Origin of the sequence: Methylorubrum populi (genome assembly GCF_002355515.1) — a bacterium.
GTDB lineage: Bacteria > Pseudomonadota > Alphaproteobacteria > Rhizobiales > Beijerinckiaceae > Methylobacterium > Methylobacterium populi_A.
This window is the reverse complement of record NZ_AP014809.1, coordinates 2,704,147-2,729,104: the sequence shown is the minus strand read 5'-3', so window position 1 is coordinate 2,729,104 and position 24,958 is coordinate 2,704,147. Positions and strand designations below refer to the sequence as shown.

At 69.3% G+C, this 24,958-nt stretch carries 1 protein-coding gene (cut by a window edge); it reads right to left on the bottom strand.

All coding sequences use genetic code 11. The annotated features are described in order from the left end of the window. Positions 1–24,958 carry the 5' portion of an LEPR-XLL domain-containing protein gene (locus MPPM_RS12470; RefSeq protein WP_096485344.1) on the bottom strand. Its footprint begins 2,303 nt before the window's first position, so 24,958 of the gene's 27,261 nt are visible here — the first part of the coding sequence; it begins with the start codon at positions 24,956–24,958; its stop codon lies beyond the left edge, outside the window.

The window sequence follows — 24,958 nt, the reverse complement described above, 5'->3', positions numbered from 1 at the left end:
GGTTCCGGTAATCGACCGTCCTGGACGCCTCGACCTGCTGGATCTGATCGACGACGTAGTCGGTGAGCGCGGTGCTTCCGAAGATGGCGGTCAGCCGGGCGTAATCGGTCGCCGCCGAACTCGCGAAGATCGCGTTCAGCTTGGTGTACTCGGCCGCGCGCGCGTCGAGCGTCGCTTGAATCTTGGCCGCGACGTAGCTGTCCTTCGCCGCGCCGCTCAGCGCCGCGCCGGTGGCATCGGTGCCGTAGAGGCTGGTCAGGTCGGCGATCTCGGCGCTCGTGAGCGCCGGCGCACCGTTCACCAGCGAGCCGCGCAGCTTCAGGTAGAGGTTGTACTGCGCCGTGAAGGTGCTCTGGTCACCCTTGGCGATCCCTGAGAACAGCGCCGAAAGCCTGGCCAGCTCGTCCGCGCGGGTCTCCTGGACCGCCTTGATCCGGCCGTCGATATAGGCGTCCTTGGCGGCGCCGGTCAGTCCGCTTCCGGTCGCGTCGCTGCCGAACTGCGCACGCAGCGCGTCGCGCTCGGCGGTCGTCAGCGTCATCGCGCCGTTGACCCGGCTCGCCTTCAGCACCTCGTAGCGCGCATAGGCGGTGTCGTAGCTCGCGAGCGCCTTGAACGCTTCGTCCGCCAGCCGCGCCCCGCGCGCCTCCGCCTCGATGGCCGTCTCGTAGAGGGCCCGGATCTCGGCCTCGCTCAGACGCGCAATGCCGCCGCGCTCGCTCTCGATCTGCGCGATCTGCGCGGTGACGCGGGCGATCATCGCATCGCCGGAAATCGGCGCCGCGTGCGTCGCCGCCTGGATCTTGGCCAGCGATGCGGCCGTCGCCGTCACGGTATAGCTCGTGTCGAAGGCAGTGGCGCTCGGCTGCGTCCCGCGGATGGCCCAGTACGTCGCGTAATCGCCGGCAAGATCGGCGTGATAGACGTCGCCGTAGCGGCCGTATTGCAGGTGGAGCGCCCGGTACTGCGCGGTGCGGCTCTGCTCGATCGCGGCGATGGCCTTGCCGACATAGTCGGTCACGGCGCTGCCGCTGAGCCCCTTGCCCGTCGCCTCTTGCCTGTAGAGGGACTCGTAGTACTGCAACTCGCCGGTCTTCGCGCTGAGCTTCACTTCGAAGCTGGCGTCGTAGACGGAGGGATCCGCCTGCTGATTCCGGTAGGACCAGTAGGCGTTGTAGTCGCGCTCCCGTGTGCTCTCGTAGGCGCTCAGCGTCGCCTTGAACTTGGCGTCCGCCTGGCTCCCGGTGAGGGCCAGATCCTTCCAGACACCGCCGATCAGGTCGGCCGCCTTGCGCTCGTCGCGCACGACGACGTTGTTCACGTTGAGCAGGCTGCCGTTCACGACCTGCACGACGACGTCTCCGCCGGCGGTGAGGCTGTTGAGGCGCAGGTTGCCCGAGGTCTGCCGGACCGAAACGTTGCCGCCAGCCAGGATATCGACTCGGTCGCGCTGCGTCTGGCGGCCGTTGAGGTTCAGGATCCCGGTGTCGGTCACGTCGCCGGAACCGACGTCGCCGGAGGTCGCGGCCAGCGTGATGATGCCGCCGCTGATCGAGCCGGCCTTGCCGCTCGCTACGACGATGCCCGGCGCGGAGACGAGCGTCACGTCGCCGCCGCTCGCTGAGACGGAGTCGATCTGCAGGGCCGGAAGACCGGCGTTCTGGATGTAGACCGATCCCGCCGCCGAAGCGGTGAGGACGACCGGCGCGGTATAAGTACGCTTGCCGTCCTTGTCGGTGGTGAACACTCCGTCGATCCGCAGCGCCTGCGCGCCGGCCACCGGGATCGCGCCCGGACCGTTGACGTCACTTCCGAGGACGGCCGTGCCGTTGCCGATGCTGCCCGACCGCGAGGTGAGGCTGACCGTGGCGGCGGAGATCGTGGCCGTCTCGTTCATCTGCTCGATCGAGCCGCCGGCGTTGATCGTCACCTTGCCCGAGGCGTTGACGATCCCGTCCCTGATCAGGATCTTCCCGGACCCGCTCGAGGTGATGCTGATGTCACCGCGATCGGATCCGTAGAAGGCGATCTGGATCGGACGGTCGGCCTCGATATTGGCCGTTGCCGTCGTCTCTCGCGGCTGCTCGCGCGTCCACTCGGTGTAGTAAGTCTTCTTCCCGTACCACGTGCTGGTCTGCCAGGAATCGGTGATCTTCGGCGCGCTGTACCCGGAGAGATTGATGGTCGAGGGATTGTTGATCGTCGGGAATGTATAAGAAGCATTATTGCTGACATCGAGATAGTAGTAAGTTCCCGATTCAAGCATCCGTACGTCGCCGGTGGCGACTTCCTTGAAGCCCTGGATCGTCGCCGGGTCCTTCGCGAGGGCGTCGATGCCGGCCCAAGACGACGTTCCCGTCACCGTCTTCTCGTATTTGGTCGAGGTCTGGCCGACCGCGTAGGCGTAGCGCCAGCCGTCCTTCGGGGTGTAGGTCGCGGTGCGCCCCGTATTGCTCTGATCCGGTCGATCCGAGACCGTCGTGGGGGCCGTGTTCGCGTCGTTGTAGATCGTGCGGACGGTCGCCGAGACGGCGTCCTGCCCGGATGCGTTCTTCGTCGATTGGTAGATCGTGGTGCGATAGCGGACGGTGTCGCTCGCGTAGGACAGGTCGTTCAGAACCACGCTGCCGGCGCCGCGGCTGCTGTTGTCGAGCTTCTCGATGACGATGTCGTAGTCTGAATAATTTTCGATGGTGATGTTGGAATAGCCGGCGAGGGCTTCGATCCGGCCGGTGCCGTTGCCGGTGTTGAGGATGTTGCCGGTGATCGAGACGGAACCGCCGAAGGTCACGAGTTCCTTGACGACGAGCCGCCCCTTGCTTCCGTAGGTTGTGTCCAGCTCGACCGTGAACAGCCCCTCCTTCGAGAGGCTCTTGATCGTTATGTACGGCGCGGTCTTGTTCGCGAATGCCGCCCTAATCTCACTGACCGCAGCATCGTCGACGACGAGCTTGTATTCCGAGACACCGCTACGGATCAGACCATTGATGTTGACATACTGGGCATTGATCGAGATCTGGTTGGCCTGAAGATTGGGCTCGCTCGACTTCACCGACAAGCTTGCGACGATCGCGTCGACACTCGACGGCGAGAAGCCGTCTCTCACGAAGGCATTCTTCACCTGCGCATAGGGTGAACCGCCGATCTCTGCGACCGACTTGTCATTGACCGAACCGGGGCCGCCGATCGTCGCCGAACCGGTCGCCTTGGACTTGTTCTCCTTGACGAGGATGCGCGCGCCCGCATCGACGAAGAGGTCGCCCTTGCTCGTCGCGGTGAGGATGGCGTTCGGCGCGGTGATCGCGCCGGCGATGATCAGTGCACCGGCCGGGATCGTGAACCCGTTCGGGGCGGTGGTGACCCCCAGGTTGTTGTTGATGTCGATGGTGCTGTTGGCAGCGTTGCTGAAGCTGCCGCCGGAGGCGATCTCGGAGAAAGTGGCCGTGCTCGGCACATAGCCGTCGTCCGCCGCGTTCTCCGCGTTGATCTCGCCGATCTTCTTCTGCGGGTCGGCCGCCAGGGAGACCTTGACGCCGTTATAGGTCAGACCGCCCGAGGATTCCGGCATCGTGATGCCGCCGATGCGTAGCGACGCGGTCGAGTTGTTCTGGATCTCGACCTTGCCCTTCTCCTTCGCCTGGAAGGCCCCGCTGCCGCTGAGGTCGTCCGCGAAGACGGCGATGCGGCCGGCACCCGCCGTGAAGGCGCCGATGGTGATGACCTGAACCTGCTGGCGGACGGCGCCGACGCCGGCAACGGTCTTGCCGTCGGCCTCATAGAAGATCTCGGCGAGCCCCTGGGCCTTCAGGATGCCCGCGATGCGCAGGATCTCGTTGTTGTAGAAGGCCTGCAGGCCGGCATCGCGCTGATAGTCCCGCTTCTTGGCCATCGCGTCGTTGAGGGCCTCGATCAGGCCCGAGCGGAGCAGCTCGGTGCCCATCGCGATGGTGATCGGCAGTCGCGGCGCCGTCACGAGCGCCGTTTCGCCTCCCGTGTCCTGACTTAGCGTGAAGGATTTCGGCGTCGTGCCGTCCGTCACGAAGTTGCCGTCCGCGCCGATGGCCTGGCCGCCGAGATAGATCGTCCCCGTGAGGATTGTTTTACCGGCCGTGCCTCCCGTCTCGTAGGTGTGGCCGTTCGCGGTGTAGGTCGTCGACGTGCCCGATTGGCTGCTCAGCTGATCCAGGACGATCTTGATGTCGCTGATGATGCCGGTCCGCACGGTACCGTTCATGATGACGCGGCCGATCGACGAGGTGTGCGCGTCACCCGCCTGAACCGATTGCGGGTTGCCACCCAGCAGGCTGTCGATGGCGCCGGCAACCGCCGTGGTCCAGCTCGTTCCCTTCGCCTTGGCGTCGGCGCCGGCCATGCCGAACCAGTTGGTGTTGAACACGGCGTCGCCGCCGGTCTCCAGCAGCGCGCCGGATTGGACCGTGATCGTGTTGGCCTGCTTCAGGTCGATATTGGCGGTGATCGACTGGATCGGGATCGCGCTGCCGGCGAAGGTATCGGTCCGCGCGGAGAGATCGTAGGCATCGTCGCGCTGGTCGGCCTGCTTGCCGGCGGCCAGGGTCAGGTTGCCGTAGGCCGTGACCTTGACGCCCGCGCCGATCGTGACCGCATTGTTCGGCCGCAGCGTGATGTCGGTGCCGCCGGTGGCGACGGTGGCTCCGCCGTTGGTCTCGGTGTTCGCGATGATCGCCGCGGCCACCCGCGTGTTGGCATTGGCGGTAAGGTTGCCGAGCGTCAGGATCTGCGTCCGGTCACCGACGGTGATCGTGGCGTCGAGCCCGGCGCCGCCCCGGCCGGCGAGCGCCGCCGTGGCACCCGCGCCCGAGAGCGCGCCGCCGGTCTTCAGCACGACCTTGTCGGTGACGTTGATGTCGTTGAGCGCCGAGAATGTCACGTTGCCGTAGGCGCCGACGAAGCGCGTGGTCTCGAGCTTGGCATCGCTGGCGACGGTCACCGCCGTGGTCAGGCCGAGTTCGGTCCGGCTGGACGCGCCGGCGCCGCTGATGCCACCGGCCGTGCTGCCGTCGATATTGGGGCTCGCCAGCAGCGGCTTCAGCACGGCATTCCGCGCATTGACCGTGATGTCGTAGGCGAGGATTTCGGCGGCAGCCCCGACCGTGGCCTTGGAGGCATGGGTGACGGTGTTGGTGGAAAGGGCGCCACTGCCCGCGAGGGCACCGTAGCTGTTGGTGCTGATCTGCCCGTTGGTCGTCGCGGTGTGGTCGGCGTTCAGGAAGAACAGCCCGCTCCCCGAGCGGCCGTTGATCAGATCGATCTTGGCATTGCTGCCCAAAGTCGCGTTGGTGCTGCCGCCGGTGCTCGTCGTGGTGACGGCGGCCGCCCCCGAGACGAGGCCGCCGGAGCCGGCCGTCGCGGCGGCCAGATTGTCGTCGGACCCGGTCGCCGTGAGCGAGAACGCGCCGGCGCGGATCGTATTCGCGGTGGTGACGTTGGCCGTGGTCTGCGTGGCGGATGCCGCCCGCGAGACCGTAGCGCCCGCTGCCACAAGGCCGAGGCTGGCGCTGTTGGCGTTCGACCGCTGCTGCGTCGCGCTGGATGCCGCGAGCGACACGGTCCGCGCCACGTTCAGCACCGTTCCAGTGCCGAAGGTTGCGGTGATGAGGCTGGTGTTGGATGCGTCGGTGACCGTCGAGTTGATGCCGATCAGGCCGCCGACCGCGCCGGTCGCCTCGGCCTGAGCCGTCGGGTTCGCGCCGCGGGAGAGACTCGCCAGAACCGTCACCGTGTTGGCGGTGAGGCCGGTCGTTTCGGTGGAGGCGGCGACGGTGGCGGCCACGTTGACGAGCGCGGTCGAGGCGCCGACCGCAGCGGTGCCGGCATTGATGCCGGTGGCCTTGGCGTAGGCGGACGGCGTGGCGGTCGCGGTGACGACGACGTCGTCGGCCGCGATCGTGCTGCCCGCGAGCTTGGCCTCGACCGATGGCGTCACGTCGACCTTGGCGACCGATCCGCCGGCAGCGAGAGCGAGCAGGCCGCCGGCCACGGAGATGCCGAGCACCTGCGAATCGACCGTGGTGGTGTCGCTGGCCTGAACGGAAACGTCGCCCGCGGCGGTGACCTTGCTGTCGAAGATGCCGGCTTTGGTCTTGCTCCTGACGGTGTCGCCGGTGCCGGCGCCGCCGCCCGCGATGGCGACGCCGAAGAGCGAGGCGTTCGCGGCCATGGCCCCTGCACGGGAGCGGCTCGTCAGGCTCGCGTTCTCGCTGGCGGTGACGTTGACCGCACCGCCGACCGCGAGACCGTTCGCACCGCCGAGATTCCGGATCGCCGCCGTGACGCTGTTCTCGATCACGTTGTCCGCCGCGGCGACCGCGAGGGAGAAGGCGGCGCCCCCGAAGAAGCCGAAGGCCGCGGCGACGGAGGCCGCGCCGGTCTCGACGGAGAGGACGGAGTTGTCGCGGGCCGCGACCGTCACGGCGCCCGCCGTGATCTTGTCGCCGGCGCCGTCGTCGTCGATCGATGCACTGATCAGCGCGCCGATCCGGTTGTGGGCGCCGGCGCCGGCGCCGGCGGCGCTCAGGGCGACCGCGCCCCCGGAGAGCGCGGCGGAACCGGCCGCGACCGTCGCCCGGATCGTCTGACCGGAATCGGCCGTGACGGAGAGCGTACCGCCCGCCTCGATGGTGGTGTCCTTCGACAGGGCCTCGATGACGAGGCCGGCCGATTGGGTCGTCTTGTCCTGGCCGTTGACCTTCTGCGTGATCGCGCTGCCGATGAGATTGACGGCGACGCCGGTGCCGATGCTGGCCCCGACCGCGGTGCCGCCGATACTGGCGCCGGCGGCGAGCGCGGCCACCTCGGCCTCGATGCGTCCATTGTTCGCAGCGGTGACCGCGACGTCGCCGGCCGCCTTCAGCCGGGCATCGCCGACTCGCGCGCGGGTCGTGCCGCCGATCATGTTGGTCGCGACGGCACCGCCGCCCGCCACCGAGACGGCGACGCCGCCGCCGGAGAGCGCCACGGCGGCCGCGGCGACGCGGGCGCGGATGCTCGCGCCCTCGACGGCGCTCGTGGCGGGATCGTCCGCCGGAACCTGCGCCGAGACGCGGATCGCGCCGGTGCGCGCCGTCACGGACGTGCGGTCGATCTCGGCGGTGACGGCATTGTTGATGACGTTGAGAGCCGTAGCGACGCTGATCGAGGGCGCGACGCCGACACCGCCGCCAGCGGCCGCGACGGCGGCTGCGCCGACATCGACGCTGATCGCGGACCGGTTCGTCGCAAGCACCGCCACGTCGGCGGCAGTCACACTCGTCGAGGCACCGGTGATCGCCGCGTTCGTGGAAAAGCTGATCGCGTTGCCCGAATAGCTGCCGGAACCGGCAACGCCGACGGCGACCGCGGCACCGGTGACGACGACCGAGGCGGCCGCGACGGTGGCGTCGATGGTCCCGGCCGAGGTGGCCGTCACCGAGACGGCCCCCTGCGCGCTCGCGACCGTGTCGGCGATGAGCGCCTCGACCTTGGCGCCGCCATCGGTATCGAGGGTCGGCTGGTCGAGCCGCTGACCGTTGCCGTCGACCGTCCGCCATGTGCCGATGATGTTCTGCGCACCGGACAGGCCGATCGCGACCGGAACGCTGGCGATGCCCGCGCCGCCGCCGCCCGCCGAAAGGGCGACCACGGTGGCCTTGATGTCCTGACTGCTCGTCGCGCCGACACGCAGGGCCGCCCCGCTCGTCACCCGGTTGAGGGCCGCCTGACCGGCCGCCTGCTCGATCGCCGCACGCGTGCTCGTGGTGATGATGTTGAGCGCCCCGGCGCCGCCGCCCGACACCTGCACGCTGGCGATGCCGGCGCCGCCGACGCTGACGGAGGCCGCGGTCGCGATCGCCTCGATCGTGCCACCGCTCTCGGCATTGACCGAAAGGTCGCCGGCGGTCGAGGTGACGCCGGTATCCGCGTTGCGGATCACCGCCTCGACGACGTTGCCGATGGTGTTGTTGGCCTGTGAGACCGAGGCCGTGACGCCGACGCTGGCCACGCCCGCGCCGCTGCCGGCGATCCCGGACGAGCCGACGACAGCCGTGATCGTGGAGGTATCCTTCGCCAGGAGCGCGATCTGCGACGCGCTGATGCCGGTCGCGCCATCGCCATCGATGAAGGCGCGCGTCGCCACGCCGATGAGGTTGGTCGAGCCGACACCCGCACCCGCGACGCTGACGCCCGCCGCGCCGCCGCCCTGGATCGACGCGGAAACCGCCGCGACGGCGGACCGGATCGTCTGGTTCGAGGTCGCGGTGACGTCGAGCGCGCTGTCCGAATCGATGCTCGTATTGCTCAGATAGGCCTGGATCGGCGCGGTGCTCCGCAGAGCGACGTCGCGCTTGTCGCCGGTGCGCGTGATGTCCCAGCTGCCGATCCGGTTCTCGGCACCGCCGACGCCGACCGAGACGCCGACACCGGCCGCGCCGCCGCCGCCCGCCGCCGCGGCGGCGGCGGTGATCAGGGCCTGGATGTCGGAGGTGGATTCCGCCGTCACCGCCGACTTGCCGCCCCGCACGGTCAGCTTGCTGTCGGCGACAAAGGTGCTGGTTCCCATCGTAATGACGTTCAGCGCGCCCGCGCCGCCGCCGCTCACCGAGACGCCGGCCGCGCCGCCGCCACCGATCGAGACGGCCGCCGCTGCCGAGGCCGCCCGGATGCGCGCGCTGTTGCGCGCGCCGACGGTGACACCGCCGCCGCGGGTGGTCAGTCCGGCATCGACATTGGCGATCGAGGCCTGGATTCCGCCCGCGATGCTGTTGATGGCCAGCGCGAAGCCGACCGCCACGCCGACGCCGGCCGCGCCGCCGCCCGCGCCGGAGAGCGCGGCGGCGCCGGTCACCGCCGCGATCTCGGCGGTGTTAGCGGCGGAGACCGTGACGCTGCCGGCCTTGATCCCCGCGCCCGCGCCGGTCCCATCTCCGTCGATCGTGGCCGACGTCACCACGCCGATCGCGTTGGCGGTGACCGAGCCGGCCGCGCTCACGGAGACGCCGGCCGCGCCGCCGCCCTGGATCGCCGCCGCAGCCGCGATCACGGTCGCGGCGATCTTCTGGCTCGCGGTTGCCTGAACCGTGAGGGCCGCGGCGATGTCGAGGATCGAATTCTTCACCGCGGCCTGGACGGCCACCGCCCCCTGGTCCTTGAGGGAGTCCTTCCGGTCCGCATCCGCACCCGCGGTCACCCACTCGCCGATCCGGTTCTCGGCCCCGCTGACGCCGAGGGCGACACCGACCCCGGCCGCGCCGCCACCGCCGCCGGAGGCGGCCACGGACGAGATGATCGCCGTGATCTCGGACGAGCCGGTCGCGGTCACCGTCAGGCCACCGCCGCCCGCGGTGGTGATCCGGCTCGCATCCACCGTGGCGTTCACCGAGCCGAGGATGCGGTTCGAGGCGAAAGCGCCGCCGCCGGAGACGCCGACCCCGGCCGAGCCGCCGCCGGCGAGGCTGATCGCCGCCGCCGCGGCCGCCGCGTAGATGCGGCCGGCGCGCGCGGCGCTGACCGTGGCACCGGCGGCACCGGTCGTGCGCAGGAGGGTGTCGGCGTTGACGATCTTCGCTTCGACATTGCCGGCGATGCTGTTGAGCGCCAGTGTGAAGCCGACCGCTACCGAGACGCCGGCGGCACCGCCGCCGGAACCCGCGAGGGACGCGGAGCCGGCGAAGGCTTCGATCGTGGAAGTGTCGGCCGCGCGCACCGTGACGCTGCCGGCCTCGATGCCCGCCGCCCCGTCACCGTCGATGACGGCACGGGTCGCGACCGCGATCGCGTTGGTGACGGTGACTCCGGCGGCCGAGACGCCGACGCCAGCCGAGCCGCCGCCGCCGATCGAGGCCGCCGCCGCGGCGACCTGCGCACGGATCGACTGCGCGGAGGTGGCGCCGACGGTCAGCGCGCCGCTGGTCTTGGCATTGCTGCCGCTCAGCACCGCCTCGACGACGGAGCCCTGGCTGGCCGCCGGCGTGTCGACGCGGTCGCGGCCCTCGCCGGACGAGGTCCAATCGCCGATCCGGTTCGCCGCCACCGAGACGCCGATGGCGACGCCGACACCGGCCGAGCCGCCCGCGCCGACGGCCAGCGAAGCCGCCGCCACGAGGGCCGAGATGGTGGAGTTCGCCGCGGCGGTCACGGTGATGCTGCCGCTCTGGCTGATCGGGCTCGCCGCCACGGCGGCGCGGGTGACCGGCCGGATGCTATTGAAGGCGAGCGCCCCGCCACCCGCGACGGCGACGCCGGCCGTGCCGCCGCCGCCGATGCTGATGGCCGCAGCGGTGGTCGTCGCGGTGATGGTCGCGTTGCTGAGGGCGTCCACCAGAACCGCGCCCGTGCCGGCATCGATGCCGCCGGACACGTTGCTCACGCCCGCCTTGGTCGCGGCGTCGATGGTGTTGATCGCCAGGGCGAAGCCGATCGAGACCGAGACGCCGTTCGAACCGCCGAAGGCCGCACTCACCGCGGCGGTGAGGGCGTTGGCGATGATGCTGGAGGTGTCGGACGCCTTCACCGAGACGGCGGCGGCCTTGATCGCGTTGCTGGCGATGGCGCTGTTGGCGACACCGTTGCCCTCGATGAAGGCCTGGGTGGTCACACCGATGGCGTTGACGACGGCGGTGGCGCCGCCGCTGACGCCGACGGCGTTCGATCCGGCACCGGCGAGGCCGGCCGACAGGGCGGCGACATTGGCCTCGATCTTGTTCTTCGACGCCGCCTCGACGCTCAGAGCGCCCTTCGCGTCGACGCCGACGCGGGTGAGCGACGCCTCGACGACGGTGCCGCCGCCATTGGCCAGGGTGTAGCTGGTGTTCGAATCGCTGCCGGACTTGGACCAGAGGCCGATGCGGTTCTCGGCGACCGCCGCACCGATACCGACGGCGACGGCGTTGCTGCCGCCGACGCCCGCCGCCAGGGAGGCGGCCAGGATCGCGGCGTCGATCGTCGCGGAGGCTTCCGCGCTGACGCCGATGGTGCCGATGCTGCCCGTGGTGACGAGACGGCTCTCGCCGGCCTGGGCACGCGTGCTCGTCGTGATGACGTTGCGGGCGTAGGTCACCGCCGCGCTGATCGGCACGGCGTTCGAGCCGGATCCGGCGACCGCGATCGCGGCCGAGGCCGCACGGGCGGTGATGGAGCCCGCCGACTTGGCCGAGATCAGGATCGCATCGACGGTCTGCAGGCCGCGATCGACGCTCTTGACGCTCGCCGAAACGTCGTTGGCGATGGTGTTGAGAGCGATGCTGCCGCCGACGGCGATCGACACGGCGTTGTCCGCGGCAGCGGCGAGCGCGAGGCTGGCCGATAGGGCCCGAACCGTGACCTCCGAGATGTCCTGCGCCGCGATCGTGGCGCTCGCAGCCTGGATTCCGGGCGTGGCAGCGGTTCCGTCACCATTGATCGACGCAAGCGTCGCCAAGCCGATGCTGTTCATGGCGAACGTGCCGCCGATGCTCACCGCAACGGCCTTGCCTGCGGACCCCGTGGCACCGGCCGCGATCGCGGCGATGTTCGCCGTGATCGTGTTGTCGCTCGTGGCGGTCACGGACAGCGAACCGGTTGCCTTGACCGTGGTGTCCGTGAGGGAGGCCGAGACTCCGGCGCGCCCTCCGAGCACCGGCGCCTCGTTCAGGGTGTGATGCTCCTCGTCGTAGGCATTCCAGCGCCCGATCTCGTTGTAGGCGATGGCGACGCCGAGAGCGCCCGCGCCGCCGCTGTCGGAACCGCCGCCGACGGCGAGAGCCGCGCTGAGGATGTCCGACGTAATCGTGGCCGTGCTGCCCGCCGAGACGGCGACAGCGCCCTGCGCATCGATCGTGGCATTCGTGGCCGCAGCCGTGGTGCTGCTGTCGATCTGGTTCACCGCCGCGACGCCGGCTCCGGACACGCCGATGCCCTTCTCGCCACCGATGCCGACGGCGATGCTCGCCGCCGCGGCCTTGGTGCTGTTCGTCCCCGAGCGGGTGGCCGCCAGCGTGACGCCGCCGGCAAGCGTGGTCACCGCGGCGTCCGTGATGCTGGCGCCGACGTCGCCCGAGATCTTGTTGAGGGCGACGCTTGCCGCAAGCGCGATGGTGAACGACGTCGTCGAGCCGAACGCGGCGGCGATCGAGGCCGCCCCCACGGCGGCGGTGATGGTCGAGGTGTTGTCGGCCCGGACCGCGACGCTGCCGGCCTCGACCGCTACGGCGCCGAGGATCTGCGCCGTCGTGGCGAGGTCGATGACGTTGCGGGCGACCGAGCCGTCCAGGCTCACGGCCACGGACTTGTCGGATCCGCTCGCCGAGACGCCGACGGAGACGGCGACCGTGGTGGCATCGATCGCCTGGTTGGACGTCGCGACGACGCGGACCGCCCCCGTCGTCCGCACGGGCGTGCCGGAGAGGGTGGCGCGCACGGCCGCACCCGCCGCGATCACGTTGTTGGAGACCGATGCGCCGACTGAGACACCGGACGCCGCACCCTGCGCCGACCCGTTGGCCGCGATCGACAGGGCGCCGGTCAGCGCCGCGATCCTCGCCGTGTCGCTCGCCAGCACCGCGAGGGCGCCGACCTTGGAGGGGGCGTCCGTGCCGTCTCCGACCTTCGAGCCGGTGAGCTCGGCAACGGTCGTGCCGCCGACCGTGTTGAGGGAGACCGCACCGCCGCCGGAAACGCCGAAGCCTTTGCCCTGACCGGAGACCGCGGCCTCGACCGAGGCTGCGAAGGTCCGCGCGAAAATCTCCGCGCTGCGGGTCGCCGACAGCGTCACCGTTCCGGCGGTCGCCAGATTGGCGACCTGGACGATCCGAGCGGTGACGTCGCTGCTGATCTCGTTGTTCGCCAGCGCCGCCCCGATGGCAACGCTCGGCTGCGTACCCGAGCTGCTGGATTTGCCGCTCAGGTTCGCCGACACGGCGAGGGCGACGGAGGTCGCCCGGATGTTCGAGGTATCGGCCGCAGAGACGGTGATGCCCTCCGCCCCCGACGTCACCGCATCATTCGTTCCGGTGCTGCCGTCGATCACGGCGGTCGTGGTGGTGACGATCTTGTTGCCGACGTAGAGGCCGCCGCCGGCCCCGGCGACGTTGCTGCCGGGGCTCTGTTGGCTTCCGCCGGTCGAGGCGCCGACGGCCACGGCGGTCGCCAGCGTCGTCGCCGTGATCGAGGCCCGGGAGGTCGCCTCGACCAGAACCCGGCGGCCCGCCGTCAGGCGCGTGCCCGTCACGCCGGCCCGGATGTCGAGGGAGCGGGTGGTGCCGTCCTTGAAGTTCGTGCCGGTCGGCAGGCCGCTGCCGTAGAAGCCGATCATGTTGAAGGCGAGCGTCACGCCGATGGCGATTGCCTGCGACTCGCCCTTGCCGATCACCACCGCCGCCGCGGCGGCCTGGACCGAGGCTTCGATCGAGGCGGCGCTGTCGGCCGAGAGGGTGATGTTACCCTGTCCGCCCTCGCCGTTCGCATCCGGAGCGCGGTTGCCGTTCGCGGTGATCGTGGCGGTTCGGGTGTTGGAGATGCGGGCCTGGACGCCGCCGAGGATCGTGTTGAAGCCGAGCGCGCCGCCACCGGCGAAGCCGATATTCTTTCCTTCCTCCGTGCTGAGGAGCACCGCGATGGCGGTGGCGGTCGCCTTCGCGTTGATGGTTGCGCCGCTCTTGGCAACGACGCGCACGTCGCCCGCGCTCGCGGTCACCTCGCCGACCTCGTCGATACCGGCGAGCAGCGTCTCGTCGACGATGGTGTTGCGGGCGATGCTCAGGGCGACGGAGATCGTATGGCCGGTCTGGCTCGGAGTCTGGCCGCCGCCGCTACCGCCGCTCTGCGCGTTGGGGTCGGGCGACTGCATCCGGTAAGCGACCGACGTCACGGGTGCGGTGACGACGGCGTTGATCGCCGACGTGCTGAGAGCGCTGACCGAGACGCCGGCTGCCCTCACGCTGTCCATGCCGGACAGGGTTGCCGAGGTCGCCAGCCGCGCGAAGTTCAGGCCGACCACGGCACCGACGCTCGTGACGTCGGCGCCGACCGTGGTGACGGCGTTCTTGATCTCGGCGGTGATCGCCGCCTTCGACAGGGCGGAAACCTTGACGAGACCGGTGGCGTTGATCGGCTGGCCCGAGATCGAGGCCGTGGCCGCGAAGGTGTTGGCGCCCTGGAGGGTGGTGCCGAGGTCGGTGCCGGCGATCGCGTCGGAGAGGTCGAACAGAACGTTCTGGCTCGACGTGCCGATCTTGTTGAAGGCCGCGACGACGCCGACGGCTTTGTCGGCCGATTCCACGATGCTGCTGACCGTCGCGGTGATCGTGGCGCTGTTGGCGGCCTCGACCGTGACGTTGCCCACGGATCTGCCGGCCCCGGCATCGCCGAGGCGCGAGCCGCTGACGGTGGCCGTGCTGGAACCGGTGACGACGTTGGCCGCGATCACCGCGCCGACGGCGACGGCCTCCTTCGTGCCCGGCTTGGTGCCGGGCTTCAGCTTGGACTCGACGCGATTCGTGACCAGAGCATCGATCGTTCCCGTCTGCTTGGCGGCGACGGTGACGTCGCCCGCCCGGAGCACGTTCGTGTTCTTGAGACTGGCCTCGGCGGTCGAGCGCACGTCGTTCGAGACGAGGATTCCGCTGACGGCGACGGCATAGGGCTTGGACGCGACCGTGCTCGAGGCGGAGGTCGCGCCGTCGGCCGGCTTGGTGCTGGACGGGTCGGCGTCCTTGCTGTCGAGGAGATTCAGGACGCCTGGCGGCAGGAATTTGACGAACTCGCGGGCGTTGTTCAGACGCCACTTCGCCTCATCGGCGAAATCGACGTCCTTGAGCTGAATCCGCGCACTCGAGCCGATATAGACATAGACCTTATCGACCCCGTTCTCCTTGTTGTAGACGAGGTCTCCGAACTTGAGGTCCTTCTCACCCGACTTCTTGGTGTAGTCGTAATTGTCGAGGATTTTGTCGGCGAAATCCTGCAGGACGCTCGGCTTCGTCAGGCTCGCCAGGGCGGAGAGACGGTTCGCCGAGGTGATCGAGCCGGCGCTGTCCGACGTGACGGTGAGCGCGCCGCCGGCGTCGATGGATGCGGCCGAACCGGTGTTGTCGATCGTCGCGAGGGCGTGCGTGTTCACCATGTTGCCGGTGAGCACGAAGCCGATCGCGTAGGCGCTGGCATCCTTGAGGACGTTGCCGGAGGCGCTGGACTTGTTGCTGACCACGGCGTTGATACCGGCAGACGCCTTCGCTGCGACGGTGACCGCGCCATTCTGACCCGTGGTCACGGCGCTTCTCAGGATCTGCGCGCTGGCCCCGGCCGGGTCGGTGTCGTTCTGGAAGGCTCCCGCGATCAGCGGCTGCCCGGTGATCGTGTCCGCGGCGCGGAACAGGATGTTCTGGTCCTTCCAGCCGACGGTGTTGAAGGCGAGCGTCAGCGCCACCGCAGCCACGTCGCTGGTGGCGCTGGTCTTGTTGGTGGCATCGATCGTCGCGGTGTTCGCGGCAGTCACGGACACGCCGCCGGCGCCGGTGGTAACCGTGCTGTCAACGATCTTCGCATCGGCCGAGCCGAGGACGCTATTGGTGGCGATGATGCCGCCGAGCGCGAGGCTCTTCGTGCCGGACTGCGTCCCGACGCCCGGCGTGCCGGGGGCAGCCGGTGTCGCGCCGGTGCCCGTGCCGGCCGTCGCCGGCGCCGTCTTCTTGTAGGAATCGGCGGACTTCACCGTCGCCGCGCTGTCGGCGGTCGCGGTGATCGTCGCCGTCTCCTGCGCCGACACCGTGACGGCGCCCGCCGTCGCGGAGACGGTCGTCTTGGTGATCGTGGCGCTGGCGCCGCCGTGGACGCTGTTGACCACCACGAGTCCGCCGATGGCGAGCGCGGCCGCGTTCTGCGGCATGACGGTGGGCTGGGGATTGTTCGCGGACGGGTCGCCGACGGGCAGCGGCGCCTTCGGATCGGTCGATGCGGGCGCCGGCTGTGTCGGCGTCGTCCCCGTACCCGTACCACTGCCCGGAATGACGAAGCCGTCGGGGATGAAGTTTGAGTCGAGGGCACGCTTCCACAGCGACTTGTCGCTGTAATCCTGTGCGGCGAGGTCGATCTTCGCCGCCTCCCCCATGTAGATGTAGATTTCGTTCGACTTGTAGAGATCAGGCTTGGTCGAAATCTTGACCCAGTCCGGCTTGCCGGCGGTCTTGCTGTCGAATTTGATCGCGCTCGGCTGCTGCTTCAGCAGGGTTGTGGCGCCGACATACTTGTAGACCGCGCCGCCGGGAATGGAGTTGTTGCCGTCGTCCCAGACCGTATCCCCGGTCTTGACCGAGATTTCCTTGCCGTCGGAGGTCTTGTAGGGAGCCTTGTTGGCGCCGGCGGCGTAATCCTCGGCGATGCGCACGCGCGCGCCGAAGGTTACGTCCTGAAGGTTTTCGGTCTTCTTCACCTGCCCGAACGCGGTCAGGTCGAGGACGGCGATCATGTCGGTGCTGAGACCGAACGGGGCGAGGTAGGTGTTGAGCTTGTCCCGCATCCCCTCGATCAGGGCCACGGCCTCGCGGTTCGCACGCTGGATGCTGACCTGCCGGCCGATCATCTCGCCGACGGTCTGGCTGGCCTCGATCGGGCTCGCCCGCAGGGCGGCATCGTCGATCAGACCGAGGCGGGCGGCCTCCGCCGCGAACTTGTAGGCGGCGTCGCGCGCCTCGTCGGCTTTTTGATTGTCGAGGACGCCGATCGCGGTCTGCTGGCGCAGCGTCCGCTCGGCATCCGTGAGATTCTTCTTGAGATCGGTGCGGTTGTCGGACGGCACGATGTCGATCGCGGCCTTCATCGCGTCGGCCAGCGTGTTGTAGACGCTCTTGAGATAGTCGCTCGCCGCGGGGCGGCTCTTGAGCTGGAGCTGAGCGGTCTCGAACAGTTGAGCGATCCGATTCGGCTCCGCCTGTGCGTCGAGGATCGCCTGCTTGACCCGCGCGACCTCGGCCCACATCTCGGCTTCGAGCTTGTTGATCTCGGCCGGCAGCAGATCAGCGCGATTCTTGATCAGGTTCGACTGGATCGTCGCCGACTGCACCTCGTTCGGGTTGGTCGAGAAGTCGGAGGGCAGGAACTTGTTGAGCTTGGCCTGATTCGTCAGCGTGCCGCCGTCGGTCTTCACGACGGTGGAGCTCGTCACGAGCTGTGCATTGGAGGCGATGCTCGCGGCATCCGTCGCCGAGACGGTCACGGCATCGCCCGCGGTGACGGACTTGCTGGTGTCGGCCGTATTGTCGATGTACGCGGTCGCGCGCCCGGCAACCTTGTTCGAAACGAGCACCACGCCGAAGCCTGTGCCGCCCGACCCCTTCATCGAGTCGGTCGAGGATTTGGCGGCGTTGCTGACGGTCGCGTTGATCTTGGTGGCCGACGTGGCCGCGACGGCGATGTCGCCGCCGGCCCTGGCCTCGGACCGGACGATGGTCGCGGTCGCGCCCGAGCCGGTCTCCTTGCCGAAGGCATCGGACAGTTCCGGCGAGCCGATCAGCGCGTCGACGGTGTTGAACAAGAGGTTCTGGGTCTCGTAGCCCACCGAGTTGAAGGCGAGCGTGACCGCCGCTGAGACACCGCCCTGGCCGCCGCCCGAAGTCGCCGACGAGGCGCGCAGGCGCGCATCGACGCCCGCCGTGTTCTCGGCCGTCACCGCGAGATCGCCGCGCGCCGCCTCGACGGTCGCCCGCAGCACGGAAGCCTTGGCGCCGCCGCGCACGACGTTGGTCGCGGCCAGGCCGTTGGCGGCGATCACGCTGCCGTCGCCCGGCGTGGTGCCGGCGGTGGTGCCTGCCGGCGGCTTCGAATTGAACGAGGCGCCGCCGGACGCGGTCACCGTGCTGATGAGGGTGGCGGCGATGTCGGCCGCATCCCTGGCCGCGACGGTGAGGTCGGCCTGAGCCTTCACGGTGGCATCGGTGATGCGGGCGGTGGCGCCGCCATTGACCTCGTTGAAGACGATCAGGCCGCCGATCGACTTGGAGGATGAGGCGGGGGTTCGGGTCGTCGAAGGCGGGGTAACGGTGCCGTTCGTCGTCGTGGCCGGCGCCGTGACATCGGACACCTTGTCGATCGCCGGCATGACGGACTTGGCCGCCGCCGGGATCCAGTTGTCGCTGGTGTAATCCTCGGTCTGGAGGTTGACGCGTGTGTTGTCCGGACCGCGATAGATATAGATCGTTCCGACTTCACCTTTGGCGGTGGTGGTGCCGCCCCGGAACAGCACCGTCTCGCCGGTGCGCAGGATCGGATCGAAGTCTCTGGATGTGTACCGTGCCGGCTTCAGGCGCGTGACCGTCGTCACGGTCTTCCCGTCGGCCGAGGTGACGGATTTCGACTCCGTGGGGTCCGTCGGCGAGGGGGTGGGCGACGGCGTCGATGCCGCCGTGACGGGCTTGGTCGTGACCGTTGCACCCTCGGAGACGGCAAACCATTTCGTCGCGTCGGCAAAATTCGTGGTGCTGGCGCCGAGGTCAACTTTCCCGGCCGCGCCGATATAGATGTAGACCTGTCCCTTGATCGCCGGGCTTTCGCCCTGCGGGCCGGCCGTGCCGGCGTAATCGTTGCCCAGGCGAACCCGGTCGCCGGTCTTCAGCGCCCGTTCGCCCGACTTCGTCGTGTAGTCGTACATGTTCTGCGCGGTCGCGACGGCCTTCTTGGCCAGTTCGGCGACGCTGCCCGACACCGCGGAGGAGGAGATGATCGTGCTCGACGCGTCGATGCCGGCCTTGTTCGTCGCCGTGACGACGACGCTGCCACCGGTCGAGGTCACGCTTGCCGGTTGACCGGTAGGCTGCTCGGTTTCCTCCGTTGCGCCGATATAGGCTTCGGACCGGGCGCTGACTTTGTTGGAGGCGAGCACGGCGCCGGCGGAGAGACCCTGCGCTCCGGTCTCGGCCTTGTAGACGGTGGAGGCGCTGTCGGCCTGCGACACCTCGCTGCCGGCCACCGCCTTGATCTGCGCGCGGCTGTCGGCGGCGACCGTGACGTCGCGCCCGGCCTTGATCGCGCGGGCGCCGGTGATGAAGGCCGTCGCGCCGGCCGATTGCTCGGACCCGGTGGCGGTGGCGATCAGCGGATCGCCGACGATCGTATCGACGGCGTTGAAGAGCGGGTTCTGCTGGGCAAAGCCCACCGTGTTGAAGGCGAGGGTGAAACCGAGCGCCGTGCCGGCCTCGCCGGCCGTCTTGCCCTTCGCGCTGGCGTCGATCTCGGATGTGTTGGTGGCCGTGACCGTGACGGCACCGCCGCTGCTGGTGCGCTGGCCCGCGCCGTCGAGGGCGCCGCCGTCGAGCAGCGTGTCCTTGATGAAGGCGGTGGCGCCGTTGAGCACGTTGTTGGACACCAGCACGCCGTTGACGGCCGTGCCGCCGCTGATGACGCTCGTGTCGGTCGCCTTGATGGCGCCCGTCGACTTGGCGTTCACCGTGACGTCGCCACGGGCGACGAGGGCGGCGGCGACGATCGACGCCTCGGCCCGGCCCGAGACGTCGTTGCGGGAGAAGATACCTCCGAAGCCCTTCGAGGAAACCTTGCCGACCCGGGGCTGCGAGCCGCTGGTGCCGCCCGGCACCACGTTGCTGGCATCGAGCTTCTTCCAGAGGGCGAAATCGCTGAAATCGAGCTTGGGATCGACGGGCGGGAACTTCCCGTCCGAGCCGGGAGCTCCGGTCACGGCGCCGAGATCGACCGCGCTCGTGAAGTCTTGGCCCATGTACTGGTACACGGCGCCCTTCTCACCCTTCCCGCTCCAAGTGTCGCTGAGACGGATCTTGTCGCCGAAGACGACCTTCCGCGGGCCGGACTTGGTCGTGTACTTGTAATCGTTGAGCAGCGCGTCGGCGGACTTGTCGACGCCGTTGACGGAACCGGTGCTCTCGGCCTTGGCCGAAGCGCCGACGGTCGTCGTGCTCGCGATCTTGACGGAATCGGTCGCAGCGACCGTGACGTCCGTGCCGGAGACGGTCTTCAGCGGCGCGTCGATCGCGGCACGCGCGGCACCGCTGACCCGGTTCATGGCGACGATGCCGGAGACGGCCAGCGCGTCGACGCTGGCCGCGCGGGCGGAGGCCGTCACCTTGTTGCCGAGCGTCGCGTCGATCGCGCCGCCGGACTCGGCGGTCGCGCTGACCGCGCCCTTCGCCGTGACCGCCGAATTCTTGATCTCGGCCACCGCCTGCTGCGGCGCCGCACTGCCGAGATTGGTCCCGACGAGGGCATCGAGCGTCGCGAAGCCGAGATTGCCCAGCTCGAAGCCGATCGCGTTGAAGGCGAGCTGGATGCCGGCGGCCCGGGCCGTGGTGGTGGGGGGCTCCGCGGTTCCCGTCGGCGCGCCCGGCGTTGCGGTGCCGGACGTGGATCCCGGCGTCGTGGTGCCGCTTGCGGCGGACGTGCCATCGGTGTTGGCCGGGCCGCTCGACAGTGCCGTGATCTGGGCGTCGATCTTCGAGGTGATGGACCCGCCGGTCTTGGCGCTGACCGAGACCGCACCGTCCGCCCCGGTTGTCTCGACGGTCGAATCGTCGATGCGGGCCGTCGCCGTCGAGAGGATCGCGTTGGTGGCGATCACCGCATTGATCGCCAGGGCGTTCGAGGCGGAGGTTTGCGAGCCGTTGGTGCCGGTGCCGCTGCGATCGAAGATCGAGGTCCGGCCCGGGACCGGGCTCGGCGTGCCGGTGCCGGGCTTGTCGTCGGCCGTGCGGCCCTGCTGCTCGCGAACCGTGGCGACAGCCTCGACGGTCGCATCGGCCTTGGCCGTGATCACCGCACTGCGGTCGGCGGAGACGGAAACGCTGCCGGCCTTGACCTTCGCGCCGCCGGAAATGATCGCGGTCGCGCCGCCGCGGATGTCGTTGCGCGAGACGATACCGCCGGCCGACGTCGCGCCGGAGCCCGTGGTCTTGCTCGGCTGGGTCTCACCGTCGCCGACGCGGCGCCAGTAGTCGCGATCGCCGTAGGGCTGTTCCTTGAGCGTCGTGTTGAAGCCGTCGGCCCCCATCCAGGCGTAGACGGCGCCCTTCTCCCCGATCTTCTGCCACGTCGCCGTATCGGTGAAATCGGCGCCGGCGAGGTCCATCGGCGCCGAGGCGGTCTTCGGTTTGTAGAAGTAGTAGGTATTGGGCTCGCCCTTGCCCGAGGGATGGCCGGGGCTGACGAGCACCAAGACGCCCGGCGCGATGCTCTGCATCGTCGGCGACGGAGCCGGCAGCCGGCCGGCGATCGCGTCCTTGGCGGGGACGGGCAGCGCGCTCTTCACCCGCTCCAGGCGCGGGGCGGAGTTCAGCGCGCCGGGGAAGTCGAGGACGACGCGCTTGCCGAGCTTGAGCTCGACCTCACCGCTCTTGCTCGCCGTGAAATCGAAGGCGGTGCGCTTGAGGTTCGGATCGAGGCCGCCGTCGCTCGCGGCCTGGCTGGAGGCGACGAGCTTGACGTTGGCGTTGATCGTCGCTCGGTCCGAGGCGAAGACGTCGAGCGCGCCGGTGCCGGTCACGTCGGCCGCGGTGGAGCCGCCCGGCTTCGTCAGCGCCACGATCTCGGCCGAGGCTGCCCGGGCGATCCGGTTCGTCGAGATGATGCCGCCGATGCTGGCGGTCCCGGCGGTGGCGACGTTGTTCTGCGTGGCGACCGACGGCTTCTTGATGTTGTTGAGCGCCCGCCGCTTGACGTCGGCCTTGATGTCGTCGGCGAGCGTCTGCTCGGGCGTCTTGTTGGCGATGGTGTTGCTGACGGTGGCGTTGACCGTGCCCGCGCTCGCCGCGGTGACCTGCAGGCGCCCGCCCGCCTCGACCTTCGCTCCCTCGATCCGCGCGCGGATCGTCTGCGTCGCCGTGGCGGTCAGCAGCCCCGTGCCGAGGATGGTGTCGACCGAGGCGCTGAGGATCTTCGGGATGATGCTCGACGAGCCCATCCCGTTCAGCTTGTAGCCGACGATGTTGAAGGCCGCCGCGGCGCCGATCGCCGGAACCGTGACGACGAGCTGTCCGTCGCGCGAGGCGGAATCGACGGTGGTCCGCGCGCGGGCATCGATCGTCGAGATATCGGCGGCGCTGACGACGACATCGCCGGCCGTGGCCTTCAGGCTGCCGCCGCTGACGGTGGCTTCGGTGCTGCCGAGGACGATGTTGACGGCGATGGTTCCCGCCGCACCGAGAATGCTGGCGACACCCGTCGCCTGGGCTTCGGCGGTCAGTTCGAGGGCGTTCTGGGCGATGAGCGTGACGTCGGTGGCAGCGCTGGTCTCGCTGCCGCTCAGCGCGGCCGTCACGTCGCGCTCGGCGAGGTTGATGGCCGAGCCGCGACCCAGGCCGAGGAACTCGCGCTCCTTCTTTTCGTTGGCGGCCTGTTCCGCCAGTTGCTCGGGGGTCATGCCCGGGCTGGTGGTGTCCTGCAGCGTGTCCGTGTCCACCGGCTCGGCGATGGCGGAGGCCGTGGCGGTGTCGATGGCCGTCACCGAGATCGCGCCCGTGCGGGCCAGCAGGCGCGAGGCCGCCACCGTCGCGGTCGTGCTCCCCTTCAGGGTGTTCTGCGCCTGGATCGCCCGCGCCTCGACCGACGTGTCGTTGCCGGCGGCGGCCCGCAGCGACGCCGCGGCGAGGGAGACGCCGCGCACGGCGACGCGCACGGTGTCGTCGACCGTGGTGTCCGCGTAGCCCGTCTTGATCGGCGCGGGCAGCGAGCCGTCATCCGGCTCGCCGTCGAGTCCGTCGCCGCCGTCGCCGGCGGTCTTTCCGGGCGTCTCGGTCGCCGCGCGGATGCGGGTGGTGATCGTTCCGGAATTGACGGCCTGGAGCGCCACCGCTCCGGCCGCGTCGACGATCTTCGCGGCGGCGGCATCCGGCGCCGTATCGGGTAGGGTCGCGTCGGCGGCCAGGCCGAGATCGACCGCGGTGACGCGCTTGACGCTCTGCTCGGCGCTCAGGGCGAAGGGATTGAGCATGCCCGGCAGATCAAGGGTGCGACCGACGGCCGGCACCTTCACGCCGTCCGTGGCGACCAGCCGCGTCCGCACGTTGGTCTCGTCGGTCGCCGCCATCAGGAGCGCGGCATCGCTTCCGGCCACCGTTCCGGCGCCGGTCTGCCGCACCTGCCCGGTGGCGGCGACGGAGACCCGCGTCTCGTTGTCAATCGCGGTCTTCGCCTTCTTGATGAAACCCTTGGCAGCCAGTTCCGCGATCGAGTCGTTCTGCCCATCGCTCGTTGACCTGAGGACGGCGCCGAGATCCGCCTCGCCCTTCAGGATCGCGGAGAGCGTATCGGCGGTCAGCTTGGCCGCATTGGTAATGGTCTCGGTACCCGGCAGGACGAGGCCGATCGCCTTGATGGCGACGGTCGCACGCGTGTCGGCGGCGAGCTTCACGGTTCCGCCGTTGATGGCGCCCTCGGCGCCGACGGTGACCGTCGAGGTGTTCCTCTGCGCGACCGAGACGCTCCGCAACTCAGTGGCGAGCGTCGAGGTCAAGGTCGTGGAATTGACGACATTCGTGGTCAGCGCGGCCGCGCCCGCGGTCTCGATCCGGCCGGAAAGGCTGATGGTCGCGGCGGTGGTCGCGTCCACCGACAGCGTCGCCTTGCCGCCGTCCGTGTCGCCGTTGTCGACCGTGGTCGAACTCGTGACCGTGATCGCCACCGAGGAGCCGCTGATCACCGCATCCTTGTTGACGACGACGCCCATTTTGGCGGCGCTGGTGACCGACGGGTTGCTGCCCGTGGCCGGCAGATCGGGCGTGACGGCCGCCCCGGCCGTGAAGGTGACGCCGTCCCTGGCCCTGATCTGGGCCGCCTCGGCGACGGTGAGGCTGTTGTCGCCGGCGCCGCCGCGGAACGTGACCGCGAGCGATCCGGTGAGGGCTTCGAGGTTCTTGTTCAGGATGATCTTGTCGCCGCCCTCCCCGCCGTCGAAGGTCAGGTCGACATTGCCGGTCGCCACCTTCAGCCCGGTATCGAAGACGATGGTGTCGGCGCCCGCTCCGCCCGAGACGGTGAAGGAGGGTCCCGGCGGCAACGTCTCGAGGCGCAGCGTGTCGCTGCCGGTGCCGAGCAGGACACCCAGCTTGGTCGACGGCGCTGTGAACGCGATGGGTGCGAAGGTCGCCGCCGCACTCACCGCTTGGCTCGACCGCTGCAGGAGGTACTTGTTCGGGTCCGAGCCCGAGCCCTCGACGAGCGACAGGGTCGCATCGACATCTTTCGGGCTGCCGAGCGGCGACAGGGACGAGAAGTCGATCTCGAGGCCGCTCTTTCCGCCGTTGAATGTACCGCTCAGGCTGCCGCTCGCCCCGATCGTCAGCTTGTCGTTGGCTCCGGCCGCGCCGCTGAGGCTTGCGACGTCGTCGAAATCAGCGACGAACTTGCTCGAGGTGACACGCCCGCCATCGGCTCTGGTCAGCGCGAAATCGGCTCCCTTGCTCGCGCTGAGAAGGGAGATCGTGTTGCCACCACCGCCCTGGTCGTCCGTGAAGCCGAGTATGGGCTTCTGATCACCGGCGAGCAGATCGAAGGAATCGACATCGACCGTGATGAGATCCTTCCCGCTGGAACCTTTCAGCTCAAACGTCTGCCTGGAGCTCGCAGCGATCTGTCCGAAGACATGCAGAGGGTTCGAGTTCTCGCCGGCGTTCTTATCGTAGACATAAACCTTCAGCAGCTTGGCCGCAGATTCGCTCTTGTCCGTATTTTCGTTGATCAGCTTGACGAGAACCTCATGGATCTCGGTCGGCGGATCGTTCGATTGGCCGATCTGATAGGTGATGTCGGAGTTGAGCAGGACGCGCGGCTCGAGCGGATCGAAGATCAGCCGGTCGCGGTTGAACAGGCGGTCGGCCTTCGCCTTGAGGCGGAGCACGAGTTGGCGCTTGGACGGGCGTGCGGCGCGCGGCGCATCCACGGCGATCCGGGCGCGGTCACGACGGCGGAACAGGGGCCCCCAGAAGCCTTCCGACTTGAACGGAAAAGCCAT